Raw genomic sequence first — 12,173 nt, 5'->3', positions numbered from 1 at the left:
TCGTCCTCAATTCTCGAAGGCTTCGGGGGCGGGGCAGGCGCAGATCAGGTTGCGGTCGCCGTAGGCGCCGTCGATGCGGCCGACCGGCGGGAAGTACTTGTCGGTTCGCAGCCGCTCGACGGGGTACGCGCCCTGCTCGCGGCTGTAGGGGCGGGTCCACTCTCCCGAGATCACGCTCTCAGCGGTGTGCGGCGCGAGACGCAGCGGGGATTCCTCGACCGCGATCTCCCCCGCGATCACCGCGTCGATCTCGCCCCGGATCGTCGCCATCGCCTCGATGAACCGGTCGATCTCGGCGAGATCCTCCGACTCGGTCGGTTCGACCATGAGGGTGCCGGCGACGGGGAAGGCGAGCGTCGGGGCGTGGAAGCCGAAGTCGATGAGCCGCTTCGCCACGTCCTCCGCGGTCACCCCCGACTTCGCGGTGAGCGCGCGGAGATCGAGGATGCACTCGTGCGCGACGAGCCCCGTCGCGCCGGTGAAGAGCACCGGGAAGTGCTGCGTCAGCCGCGAGGCGATGTAGTTCGCGCTGAGTAGCGCGGTCTTCGTCGCGCGGGTCAGGCCGTCGGCGCCCATCATCGCGATGTAGGCGTACGAGATCGGCAGCACTCCGGCGGAGCCGAAGAGGGTGGAGACGACGGGTACGCCCCCGCTCACCGTGTAGGCGCCGGTGGGGTCGTCGGGCACGAACGGCAGCAGGTGCTCGGCGACGCCGATCGGCCCGACGCCCGGGCCGCCGCCCCCGTGGGGGATCGCGAAGGTCTTGTGCAGGTTGAGGTGCGAGACGTCGCCCCCGAAGCGGCCCGGCTGCGCGAGGCCGACGAGCGCGTTCATGTTCGCGCCGTCGATGTAGACCTGCCCGCCGGCCCCGTGCACGAGGTCGCACACCTCGCGCACGTCGTCGTCGTAGACGCCGTAGGTGGAGGGGTAGGTGATCATGATGGCGGCGAGCTCGTCGCGGTGCGCGTCGATCTTCGCCGAGAGATCGGCGAGGTCGATGTGCCCCGTGTCGGTGTTCCGCACGACCACGACGCGCATGCCGGCGAGCACGGCGGATGCCGCGTTGGTGCCGTGCGCCGACCCGGGGATGAGGCAGACCGTGCGCTGGTCGTCGCCCCGGGAGCGGTGGTAGCCGCGGATCGCGAGGAGGCCGGCGTACTCGCCCTGCGCGCCGGAGTTCGGCTGCAGCGAGATGCCCGCGTAGCCGGTGATCTCGACGAGCCGGCCTTCGAGGTCGGCGATGAGCTCCCGCCACCCGGCGGTCTGGTGCTCGGGGGCGTACGGGTGGATGCCGGCGAACTCCGGCCACGAGATCGCCTCCATCTCGGCGGTGGAGTTGAGCTTCATGGTGCACGAGCCGAGCGGGATCATGGTGCGGTCGAGCGCCAGGTCGCGGTCGGCGAGCCGCCGCAGGTAGCGGAGCATCTGGGTCTCGGAGGTGACCGAGGTGAACACCGGGTGCGTGAGGAAGTCGCTCGAGCGCGCGAGCGCGGCCTCGAACCCGAAGCCCGCGTCGCCGTCGGCGGAGTCGCCCGCGCGGGAGCGTGCGTCGGGCGCGACGAGCGGCGCGCCGAACGCGTCGACGACGGCCGCGACGTGCGCCTCCGTGGTCGTCTCGTCGGTCGAGACGCTCACGGTGTCGGCGTCGACGCGGCGCAGGTTGATGCCGCGCTCCGCTGCGGCCGCGACGACCTCGTCGGCGCAACCCGGCACGCTCGCCCGCACCGTGTCGAAGAAGGAGTCCGCGGCGAGCGCGATGCCGGCCTCGCGCAGCGATGCGGCGATCGTGCGGGCGTGGCCGTGGGCGCGCGCCGCGATCGCCGTCAGGCCGTCGGCCCCGTGGTAGACGGCGTACATCGACGCGGTGATGGCGAGGAGCGCCTGGGCCGTGCAGATGTTGCTCGTGGCCTTCTCCCGGCGGATGTGCTGCTCGCGCGTCTGCAGGGCGAGCCGGTAGGCGGCGCGGCCCGCCGCGTCCTTCGAGACGCCGACGAGGCGACCCGGCAGGGCGCGCTCCAGCCCCGACCGCACGGCGAGGTACGCGGCGTGCGGCCCGCCGAAGAAGAGCGGCACCCCGAATCGCTGGGTGCTGCCGACCGCGACGTCGGCGCCCTGCTCGCCGGGCGGAACGATGAGGGTGAGCGAGAGCAGGTCGGCGATCACCGTGATCATCGCCCCCCGCTCCTTCGCGGCGGCGATGATCGCGGAGTGGTCGACGACCGATCCGTCGTCGCCCGGCTGCTGCAGCACGATGCCGAAGATCTCGCCCTCCGGCAGCCCCTGGGAGAGGTCGGCGACCTCGACCTCGAAGTCGAGCGCCTCGGCGCGGCCGCGGATCACGGCGATGGTCTGCGGGTAGAGGTTCGCGTCGATCACCGCGCGCGCCGACGCGGGGGCGCGGTTCGCGCGCCGCATCAGCAGCACGGCCTCGGCCGCCGCCGACGACTCGTCGAGCATCGAGGCGTTCGCGATCTCGAGGGCGGTGAGGTCGGCCACCATGGTCTGGAAGTTGAGCAGGGCTTCGAGCCGCCCCTGGGAGATCTCGGGCTGGTACGGCGTGTACGCCGTGTACCAGGCGGGACTCTCGAGCACGTTGCGACGGATCACGGGGGGCGTGTGGGTGTCGAAGAAGCCCTGGCCGATCATCTGCGTCTGCACGACGTTCTTCGCCGCGAGGGCCCGCAGGTCGGCGAGGATCTCCTCCTCGCTGCGGGCCGGCGGCAGGTCGAGGGGCTCCGACTTGCGGATGGCGGCGGGCACCGCGTCGTCGACGAGCGCGTCGAGCGAGTCGTATCCGAGCTCGGCGAGCATCGCCTCGACGTGCGCCGGGTCGGTGACCCCGATGTGGCGATCCGGGAAGGTACGGGGAGCGGAAAGGGCTGTCACGAGGATCTCCGAGGGCTGTCGCGCGCGGACGCGCGGATGTACTGGGATCCTCCCCGCTCTGTAGGGAACCTGAGAGATTCGGTCGCCGCGAGCGCGGGTCCCTTGCACCGTCGGTGAGCGGACGCGGGTCCGCTGCTTTCCAGAGTCGCCGTGCTGAGGCGGTACGGGGGCCTGAGAGATTCCCGGGGAGGGATTGCTCCTACGGCGTCGGGGCTGCATCGTTCGGCCCTGAACTCTCCCGCCACAACTTGATGGCCGGTATTCACGATTGTCTGCTCACTCTAGCATCGCGCCGCACGCGGCGCGCCGGGGCGTTCCGGGGCGGACGGCGCCCGCCCCGGAACGGGCCTCAGCGATCCTCGTCTCTGCCGTCCATCGCCAGCAGCTCCTCCTCGACCGCCCCGCCGTAGCCCTCCTGCTGCGGGTCGCCGTGCAGCCCGCCCGAGACGGCGTACTCCTCCTCGGGCGACAGCACGAGGCGATGGCGGGTGTAGATGCCGAAGATGATCAGCCCGGCGATGTACACGACGACGATGGCGATGATCGCGGGGCGGAAGGTCTCGTTCAGCAGGAACCCGACGAAGACGAGCGCGGCGATGACGGCGGCGATCACGGCCCCGGGCACGCCCCACGGGCTGCGGTAGGGGCGCTTCGCGTTCGGGAATCTGCGGCGCAGGATGATGAAGGAGACCATCTGCATGAAGTAGGCCAGCACCGCGCCCCAGACGGCGATATTGAGCACGATCGCGCCGCCGACGCCGCTGTCGCCGCCGGTGAGCTCGACGGTGACGAGCGCGGCGAGTCCGATGAGCGCTCCCGCGATGAGCGCCACCCAGGGGGTCTGCCTGCTGCCGGTGAGCGACAGGAAGCGCGGGTAGTACCCGGCGCGGGAGAGCGAGTACATGTTGCGCCCGTAGGCGAACATGATGCCCTGCAGCGAGGCGAGCAGACCGAAGAGCGCGAAGAGCGCCAGCAGTCCGGCGACCCAGGCGAGGTCGTCGCCGAGGATCGCGCGGAAGCCGTCGAGCAGCGGTTCGCCTGCGACGCCCGTCGTCTCCGAGCCGAGCACGCCGGTGTTGAGCACGAGCACGAGCAGGCCGGTGACGATCAGCGTACCGCGCGCCCAGAGCCCCGCGCGGGGGATGTCGCGCACCGGGTCGTGCGACTCCTCGGCGGCGAGCGGCAGCTCCTCGATGCCGAGGAAGAGCCACATGGCGAACGGCATCGCGAAGAGGATCGGCAGTACCCCGTGCGGCAGGAAGAGGCTCTGGCCGGGGTCGGGCTCGATGTCGAAGAGGCTGCCCCAGTCCATCGCACCGCTCGCGAGGGCCATGACGGCGAAGAGCACCAGCACGCCGATCGAGATGACGGAGACGACGATGGCGAACTTCAGGGAGATCGCGGCGCCCGCGGTGTTCAGCCCGACGAAGGCCGCGTACAGGATGATCCACCACAGCCAGGTCGGCAGGCTGAAGCCCATCAGCCCCTCGGTGACGCCGTTCGCGTACCCGGCGGAGAAGTAGACGATCACCGCCGTGGTGGCGACGTATTCGATGGTCTCGGCGAGGCCGGTCACGAAGCCGCCCCACGGGCCCATCGCCGCGCGCCCGAACGAGTATGCGCCGCCGGTGTGCGGCATCGCCGCCGCCATCTCGCCGATCGAGAAGATGAGCCCGTAGTACATGGCGACGAGGATCGCGAACGCGATGAGCATGCCGCCGAATCCGGCCGCGTCGATGCCGAAGTTCCATCCCGAGAAGTTGCCCGAGATCACGGCGCCGACGGCGAGGCCCCAGAGGCCCCACACCCCGGCTGCGCGCTTCAGCCTGCGTTTCTCGAAGTACCCCGACTCGGCGGTGGTGTACGTGGCACCTGAGACTTTCAGGGTGTCCTTGGCCATGTCGACCTCTTTCACTCCGGTGTGATGGATACGAGCTGCTGCGGTGCGATTCCCGACACTGGGAATCGGCTGAGCGGTGCGCCACTGCCGACTATAGCGATCTATTGGTGGTTCGCAACAACCTTTTATCGACCCGAAACCCGATCGGGCTTGCGCGCGCGTGGCGCGGTCGTGATGTAATGGTCTTGAAACCGACCTTTCCGAGCTGCGGCACCGCAGCAGCGCTCGGCGAGTGCGGCGCGAACCAGCATTCTCACCTCGACGACGAGCCCCAGGAGCGCACATGATCCCCGCGAGCGGCAATCTCACCCCCGAAGAACTCCGCGGAGCGGTCGCCTCCGGCGAGATCGACACCGTGATCGTCGCCTTCACCGACATGCAGGGCCGGCTCGTGGGCAAGCGGGTTTCCGCACGGCTCTTCCTCGAAGACGTCATGGAGCACGGCGCGGAGTGCTGCAACTACCTGCTCGCCGTCGACGTCGAGCTCAACACCGTCGACGGGTACGCGCTCACCAGCTGGGAGAGCGGGTACGGCGACATGGCCATGATTCCCGACCTCGGCACCCTGCGCCGCACCCCCTGGCTGCCGGGCACCGCTCTCGTCATCGCCGACCTCACGCTCGCGAGCGACCACTCCCCCATCTCGGTGTCGCCGCGGCAGATCCTCAAGCAGCAGATCGACCGTCTCGCCGCCCACGACCTGGTGCCTTACGTCGGCACCGAGCTCGAGTTCCTCGTCTTCGACGACGACTACCGCAGCGCCTGGCGGCGCGGCTACCGCGATCTCATCCCCGCGAGCGACTACAACACCGACTACGCGCTGCACGGCTCCACCCGGCTCGAGCCGCTGCTGCGCGACATCCGCAACTCGATGGACGCGGCCGGCATGTACTGCGAGGGCGTGAAGGGCGAGTGCAACCTCGGCCAGCAGGAGATCGCGTTTCGGTACACCCACGCGCTCCCCACCTGCGACAACCACTCCATCTACAAGAGCGGCTCGAAGGAGATCGCCGAGAAGCACGGCAAGAGCATCACCTTCATGGCGAAGTTCAACGAGCGCGAGGGCAACAGCTGCCACGTGCACGCCAGCCTGCGCACCGCCGCCGGAGACCCCGTGTTCGCCGACGAGCACGAGCCCGACGGCATGTCGCAGACGTTCCGCCACTTCATCGCCGGCCAGCTCGCCGCGATGCGCGAGTTCACCCTGCTCTACGCCCCCAACATCAACTCCTACAAGCGGTACGTCGACGGCAGCTTCGCCCCCACCGCGGTCGCATGGGGGCACGACAACCGCACCTGCGCGCTCCGCGTCGTAGGGCGCGGCCAGGCCATGCGCGTCGAGAACCGCGTGCCCGGCGGCGACGTGAACCAGTACCTCGCCGTCGCCGGCATGCTCGGCTCGGGCCTCGCCGGGATCGAGCAGCAGCTCGAGCTCGGCGAGCCGCTGCGGGGCAACGCCTACACGAGCGAGGTCGAGCGCGTGCCGACGACGCTGCGCGAGGCGGCCGACCTGTTCGAGCAGTCGGCGCTCGCCCGTGAGATCTTCGGCGACGAGGTCGTGGAGCACTACACCCACGCGGCTCGCGTGGAACTGCGCGCGTACGACGCCGCCGTCACCGATTGGGAGCGGGTCCGTGGCTTCGAACGACTCTGAGACGCGCCCGACGCCCGCGGCGGCGAGCGCTCCGCCGCTCATCGGCATCACGAGCTACCTGGAGCAGGCGCAGACGGGGGTCTGGGACGTGCCCGCATCCTTCCTCCCGCAGGTGTACCTCGACGCGGTCACCGACGTGGGCGGCGTCGCGATCGTGCTGCCGCCGCAGCCGGTCGCCCCGGGGATCGCACGAGCGATCGTGTCGAGCCTCGATGGGCTGATCCTCTCGGGCGGCGCCGACGTCGATCCCGCGCGCTACCGCGCCGACCCCCACGAGCGCACCGGGGCCCCCCGCACCGACCGCGACGCGTTCGAGGCGGCGCTCCTCCACGCCGCCATCGAGGCGCAGCTGCCCCTGCTCGGCATCTGCCGCGGCGCGCAGGTCATCAACGTCGAGCTCGGCGGCACGCTGATCCAGCACCTCCCCGACATCGTCGGCGACGACCGCTACCAGGCCGGCCAGGGCGTCTTCACCGAGATCGACGTCGAGGTCGACGCCGGCTCGCGCATCGGCGCACTCCTCGGCGACGACCGCAGCGCCCGCGCCCACCTCTACCACCACCAGGCCATCGACGAGCTCGCCGACGGCCTGACCGCCACGAGCCGCACCGCCGACGGCATCATCGAATCGATCGAGATCGACGCGATGCCCTTCGGGGTCGCGGTGCAGTGGCACCCCGAGGAGAACCGCGAGGATCGCCGCCTCTTCACGGGCCTCGTCGAGGCGGCAGCGCAGTACCGCGCCCGGCGCGCCCGGCGCGAACCGCCCGCCCCGCCCCCCGTTCCGCACGCCGAGCACCCATCGAAGGAGCAGCCGTGAGCTACACCGTCATCAATCCCGCGACCGGGGCAGCCGTCACCGAGGTGCCGCACCTCGACGTCGACGCCACCGACGCCGCCATCGCCGCGGCGGCCCGGGCGCAGCGCGACTGGGCCGCGGTCGCGCCCGTCGACCGGGCCCGCGTGCTGCGGCGCTTCGCCGACGCCGTCGACGCCGACATCGAGCACCTCGCTCAGCTCGAGACCACCAACTCGGGCCACCCCATCACCCAGTCGCGGTGGGAGGCCGGCCACGTGCGCGACGTGCTCGAGTACTATGCCGGGTCGCCCGAGCGACTCATCGGGCAGCAGATCCCCGTGGCCGGGGGCATGAACGTCACCTTCCACGAGCCCCTCGGCGTCGTCGGCGTCATCACCCCGTGGAACTTCCCCATGACGATCGCCTCGTGGGGGTTCGCGCCCGCGCTCGCCGCCGGCAACGCGGTGGTGCTGAAGCCCGCCGAGTGGACGCCGCTCACGAGCCTGCGCCTCGGCGAGCTCGCGCTCGAGGCAGGCCTGCCCGAGGGCCTCTTCCAGGTGCTCGCCGGCCGCGGCTCCGTCGTCGGCGAGCGCTTCGTGACGAACCCCGCGGTGCGCAAGGTCGTCTTCACGGGCTCCACCGAGGTGGGCAAGCGCATCATGGCGGGCTGCGCCGAACAGGTGAAGCGCGTGACGCTCGAGCTCGGCGGCAAGAGCGCGAACATCGTGTTCGCCGACGCCGACATCGAGCGCGCCGCGGCCACGGCGCCCTACTCCGTCTTCGACAACGCCGGTCAGGACTGCTGCGCGCGCAGCCGCCTCCTCGTGCAGCGCAGCGTGTACGACCGGTTCATGGAGCACTTCGAGCGGGCCGTGCAGGGCGTGCAGGTCGGCGACCCGGCACTCGAGACGACCGAGGTCGGGCCGCTCGTCACCGAGCAGCACCGCGAGAGCGTCGCCGCCTTCCTCACCGACGACGTTCCGGTCGCCTTCCGCGGCTCGGCGCCCGACGGCCCGGGCGCGTGGTTCGCGCCGACCGTCGTCACCCCCGAGCGCGGCGCCCGCATCGCCACCGACGAGGTCTTCGGCCCGGTCGTGTCGGTGCTGCCCTTCGAGGACGAGGCCGATGCGGTGCAGCTCGCGAACGACTCCGACTACGGCCTGAGCGGGTCGATCTGGACGTCGGATCTCGGGCGGGGCATCCGCGTCGCCCGAGGCGTCGAGGGCGGCAACCTCTCCGTCAACTCGCACTCGTCGGTGCGGTACGCGACTCCGTTCGGCGGCTTCAAGCAGTCGGGGCTCGGGCGAGAGCTCGGGCCCGACGCCGCCGAGCACTTCACCGAGACCAAGAACGTGTTCTTCGCGAGCGAGTGACCGCCGCAGCCCCGAACCCCAGACCTCGAAGGAACCCCTCATGAGCGACATCACCCCCATCGACCTGACGCAGCGCCTCGCCGGCAAAGTCGCCGTCATCACCGGCGGCGCCAGCGGCATCGGCCTCGCGACCGCGAAGCGCATGCGCGCCGAGGGCGCCCGCATCGTCATCGGCGATCTCGACGCGACGAGCGGCGAAGCGGCCGCAGCCTCGGTCGACGGCATCTTCGTGCGCGTCGACGTGACCGACGAGGCGCAGGTGAACGACCTCTTCGACACGGCGGCGCGCGAGTACGGCTCCGTCGACATCGCCTTCAACAACGCCGGAATCTCCCCCGACGACGACGACTCCATCGAGGTGACCGAGCTCCCCGCGTGGGAGAAGGTGCAGAACGTGAACCTCAAGAGCGTCTACCTGTGCTCGCGGGCGGCGCTGCGCCACATGACGCAGCAGGGATCCGGCTCCATCATCAACACGGCCTCGTTCGTCGCCGTCATGGGCTCGGCCACGTCGCAGATCTCGTACACCGCGTCGAAGGGCGGCGTGCTCGCCATGACGCGCGAGCTCGGGGTGCAGTTCGCTCGCCAGGGCATCCGCGTCAACGCGCTCTGCCCCGGGCCCGTCAACACGCCGCTGCTGCAGGAGCTGTTCGCGAAGGATCCGGAGCGCGCCGCCCGGCGCCTCGTGCACGTGCCCGTCGGCCGCTTCGCCCGGCCCGAGGAGCTCGCCGCCTCCGTCGCGTTCCTCGCCAGCGACGACGCGTCGTTCATCACCGCATCGACCTTCCTCGTCGACGGCGGGCTGACCAGCGCCTACACGACGCCGCTCTGAACGGCGCGGCATGACCGGGGCGACCGAGGGGATCGAGCTGCTCATCCGAGCGGCTCGACCGACGAACGCCTACGAGGAGACGATGCAGCGACTGCTCCAGTCCATTCGGCTGGGGATGATCGGGCCCGGCGAGCGACTGCCGGCGGAGCGGGATCTCGCCACCATGCTCAAGGTGAGCCGCGACACCGTGCGCGAGGCGCTGGCGACGCTCGCCGAAGCGGGGTACGTCGTCTCGCGGCGCGGGCGCTACGGGGGCACCTTCGTCGCCGGGCGGATACCGCACGATGGCGCGCTGGGGAGCGCCGGGGCCGCGCCGGGCGCCGCGGAGGTCGAGGACGTCACGACGCTGCGCCGCGTGCTGGAGGTCGGGGCCGCACGCGAGGCGGCGGGGCGCGAGCTCACCGCGGAGGAGCGCGCCGCGCTCGCGCGCGCGCTCGACGAGTGCTCGGGATCCGACGTGAGCGACCACCGGCGGCTCGACTCGCGGCTGCACCTGCTGATCGCCGAGCTCTCGGGATCGCCGAGCCTCGTCCCGCTCGTCGCGAACCTCCGCACCCGCGTCAATGCGCTGCTCGAGGAGATCCCCGTGCTGCAGCCCAACATCGCGCACTCGAGCGACCAGCACGAGGCGATCGTCGCCGCGATCCTCGCCGGGAGACCCGCAGCGGCGGCGGAGGCGATGCTCGAGCACGTCGAGGGATCCTCCGCACTGCTGCGCGGCTTCCTGTCGCCCGACGCCGCCGTCGGCGAGGGCCGCCGCCCGGCGTAGCCTGCCGCGCCGCGCCGCCCCGTTCTCTCCGAGCGGGGTCGCTTTCAGTGCGTGTCGCGCCCCCGACACGCACCGGAATCGACCCCGCTCGCAGGCGGGAGGGGCGGGAGGGGCGGACCGGCCGGGAGCACTACGGTGACCACGAGACCGCCCTCGGCTCGGGCGACGAGGTCGAGCGCGCCGCGGTGCGCGCGCACCACGCTCTGCACGATCGCGAGGCCGAGACCGAACCCGGCGTGATCGGAGCGCACCCGCTCCGCCCCCCGCTGGAACGGCTCCGTCAGCATCGCGACGCGCTGCTGCGGAAAGGGGGCGCCCGAGTTCTCGACCCGGAGCACCACCGCGCCCGGCGCATCGGCGCCCGCGCCCGGCGCTTCCGCCCCTGCTTCCGCCCCCGTCCAGACGCGCACGAAGCCGCCATCGCCCGGCCGCTCCGCACTGTTGTGGCTGATCGCGTTGTGCACGAGGTTCGCGACGACCTGGAGCAGGAGCGAGCGGGAGCCGAGCGCGAGCGCCTGCTCTCCCGAGACCTGCAGCGCCACGCCGCGCTGCTCGGCGAGCGGCAGGAGCTCCTCGGCTGCCTCCTCGGCGAGGAGCGACAGGTCGACCGCGCCCTGCTCCAGCACGCGCTGCTCGGCGCGGCTCAGCGTCAGCAGCGCCTCCGTGAGCTGGATCGCCCGGGAGTTGACGCCGCGCAGCCTTGCGAGCGTCGCCGCGTGGTCGGCATCGGGATCGCTCTCGGCGACCTCGAGCAGCGTCTGTGTAATGGCGAGCGGCGTGCGGAGCTCATGCGAGGCGTTCGCGGCGAACCGCTGCTGCTCGGCGAGCTGCGCCTCCAGCCGGCCGAGCATCTCGTCGAAGCTGTCGGCGAGTTCGCGGAACTCGTCGGCGCGGCCCGGGAGCCCGATGCGGTGCCCGAGCGACCCCGCGGCGGCGGCGCGCGTCGCGCGGGTGATGTGCGCGAGCGGACCGAGCATGTACCCGGCGAGCACCCACCCGCCGACCGCGCTCACCCCGAGGAGCGCGAGCAGCGTCCACGCCGCGGCGGGCACGAATGCGCGGATCAGGTCGTTGCGACCGGGGAAGAACCCCTCGGCGGAACTGCTCGCCTCCGGCGGCACGTAGCGCAGGAGGAAGAGGTACACGACGGCGAGCAGCAGCCCCCCGGTGAGCATGAGCACCGCCACGTAGCTCAGCGTGAGCTTCGCCCGAACCGAGGGCCCCGGCCGGCGCCGCCGGGCGCGATCATCGAGGAGTGGCATCGCGTTCCTCGCGATCCGCCGGGTCCGCGTCGACGGCGATGCGGTACCCGACCCCCGCGACCGTCTCGATGACCCCGGGGCGGCCGAGGCGCTTGCGCAGCGACGACACGGTGATGCGCACCGCGTTGGTGAACGGGTCGGCGTTCTCGTCCCACGCCCGCTCGAGCAGCGTCTCGGCGCTCACCACGCCGCCGCCGGCGTCGACGAGCACCTCCAGCACGGCGAACTGCTTGCGCGTGAGCGCGATGAAGCGCCCGTCGCGGGTGACCTCGCGGCGGAACGCATCGATGCGGAGGCCCGCGATCTCCCGCACCGGAGGCCGGTGGTGCGCCCGCCGGCGATCGAGCGCCCGCAGACGCAGCACCAGCTCGCGCAGGGCGAACGGCTTCGTCAGGTAGTCGTCGGCCCCGGCTGCGAAGCCCGACGCCTTGTCGTCGAGCCGGTCGGCGGCGGTGAGCATGAGGATCGGCATGCCCGATCCCGACGCGACGATGCGGGCCGCGACCTCGTCGCCCGACGGGCCCGGGATGTCACGGTCGAGCACGGCGATGTCGTACTCGGTGATCGCCAGGAGTTCGAGTGCGGCGTCGCCGTCGGCCGCGATATCGCCCGCTATGGCTTCGAGCCGCAGCCCGTCGCGAATGGCGCCCGCCATGAGCGGCTCGTCCTCGACAATCAACACGCGCATGCTCTCATGC

General features: G+C 71.6%; 9 protein-coding genes and 2 riboswitches. Of the genes, 5 read left to right on the top strand and 4 right to left on the bottom strand.

Features of this window, described 5'->3' with window-relative positions; all coding sequences use genetic code 11:
- Nucleotides 1-6 precede the first annotated feature (6 nt).
- The gene (gene gcvP / locus BLT44_RS08140) at nt 7-2,886 is read right to left on the bottom strand and encodes an aminomethyl-transferring glycine dehydrogenase (protein WP_010157625.1); all 2,880 of its coding nucleotides are present in this window, start codon (nt 2,884-2,886) and stop codon (nt 7-9) included.
- A 48-nt stretch (nt 2,887-2,934) separates the two neighbouring features.
- Nucleotides 2,935-3,034, bottom strand: a riboswitch (glycine riboswitch).
- Nucleotide 3,035: 1 nt separating this feature from the next.
- Nucleotides 3,036-3,137: riboswitch (glycine riboswitch) on the bottom strand.
- Nucleotides 3,138-3,235: 98 nt separating this feature from the next.
- Nucleotides 3,236-4,786 (bottom strand): amino acid permease, encoded by a 1,551-nt coding sequence (locus BLT44_RS08135; protein ID WP_010157627.1) that lies wholly within the window; start codon nt 4,784-4,786, stop codon nt 3,236-3,238.
- Nucleotides 4,787-5,069: 283 nt separating this feature from the next.
- On the opposite strand from BLT44_RS08135, the gene BLT44_RS08130 reads away from it, so the two are divergent.
- The 5 genes from BLT44_RS08130 to BLT44_RS08110 are packed head-to-tail and all read left to right on the top strand — an operon-like array spanning nt 5,070 to nt 10,213.
- A complete protein-coding gene (locus tag BLT44_RS08130) occupies nt 5,070-6,440 on the top strand; it encodes a glutamine synthetase family protein (protein ID WP_010157628.1) in 1,371 nt (456 codons plus the stop codon).
- Nucleotides 6,421-7,260 carry a gamma-glutamyl-gamma-aminobutyrate hydrolase family protein gene (locus BLT44_RS08125; RefSeq protein WP_010157629.1) on the top strand — a complete coding sequence of 280 codons (840 nt, stop codon included), beginning with the start codon at nt 6,421-6,423 and terminating at the stop codon, nt 7,258-7,260. Before BLT44_RS08130 ends, BLT44_RS08125 begins: the two co-directional genes overlap by 20 nt.
- The gene (locus BLT44_RS08120; protein ID WP_074690124.1) at nt 7,257-8,612 is read left to right on the top strand and encodes an aldehyde dehydrogenase family protein; all 1,356 of its coding nucleotides are present in this window, start codon (nt 7,257-7,259) and stop codon (nt 8,610-8,612) included. Before BLT44_RS08125 ends, BLT44_RS08120 begins: the two co-directional genes overlap by 4 nt.
- Nucleotides 8,613-8,652: 40 nt before the next feature.
- On the top strand, nt 8,653-9,444 hold the full coding sequence (locus tag BLT44_RS08115) for a 3-oxoacyl-ACP reductase (protein WP_010157631.1): 792 nt from the start codon (nt 8,653-8,655) through the stop codon (nt 9,442-9,444).
- A 10-nt stretch (nt 9,445-9,454) separates the two neighbouring features.
- Entirely contained in the window at nt 9,455-10,213 is a 759-nt protein-coding gene (locus tag BLT44_RS08110) for a FadR/GntR family transcriptional regulator (RefSeq protein ID WP_010157632.1), read from the top strand.
- A gap of 44 nt (nt 10,214-10,257) precedes the next feature.
- Here the strand turns inward: BLT44_RS08110 and BLT44_RS08105 are convergent, their stop codons facing one another.
- Together BLT44_RS08105 and BLT44_RS08100 are read right to left on the bottom strand one after the other, a co-directional pair.
- Nucleotides 10,258-11,475, bottom strand: a complete 1,218-nt coding sequence (locus tag BLT44_RS08105) for a sensor histidine kinase (protein WP_010157633.1) — start codon at nt 11,473-11,475, stop codon at nt 10,258-10,260.
- Nucleotides 11,459-12,163, bottom strand: a complete 705-nt coding sequence (locus BLT44_RS08100; RefSeq protein ID WP_010157634.1) for a response regulator transcription factor — start codon at nt 12,161-12,163, stop codon at nt 11,459-11,461. The genes BLT44_RS08105 and BLT44_RS08100 overlap by 17 nt, the downstream gene beginning before the upstream one ends.
- Nucleotides 12,164-12,173: the final 10 nt, after the last annotated feature.

It is taken from the genome of Leucobacter chromiiresistens, assembly GCF_900102345.1.
Taxonomy (GTDB): Bacteria; Actinomycetota; Actinomycetes; order Actinomycetales; family Microbacteriaceae; genus Leucobacter; species Leucobacter chromiiresistens.
Note: the sequence above shows the minus strand (reverse complement) of the source record. Positions and strands in the feature narration are given on the sequence as shown.

Excerpts from the sequence above, each read along its gene's own strand:
- BLT44_RS08105 (WP_010157633.1), bottom strand. The coding sequence starts at position 11,475 with ATGCCACTCCTCGATGATCGCGCCCGGCGGCGCCGGCCGGGGCCCTCG.
- BLT44_RS08130 (WP_010157628.1), top strand. The coding sequence starts at position 5,070 with ATGATCCCCGCGAGCGGCAATCTCACCCCCGAAGAACTCCGCGGAGCG.
- BLT44_RS08100 (WP_010157634.1), bottom strand. The coding sequence starts at position 12,163 with ATGCGCGTGTTGATTGTCGAGGACGAGCCGCTCATGGCGGGCGCCATT.
- BLT44_RS08115 (WP_010157631.1), top strand. The coding sequence starts at position 8,653 with ATGAGCGACATCACCCCCATCGACCTGACGCAGCGCCTCGCCGGCAAA.
- BLT44_RS08110 (WP_010157632.1), top strand. The coding sequence starts at position 9,455 with ATGACCGGGGCGACCGAGGGGATCGAGCTGCTCATCCGAGCGGCTCGA.
- BLT44_RS08135 (WP_010157627.1), bottom strand. The coding sequence starts at position 4,786 with ATGGCCAAGGACACCCTGAAAGTCTCAGGTGCCACGTACACCACCGCC.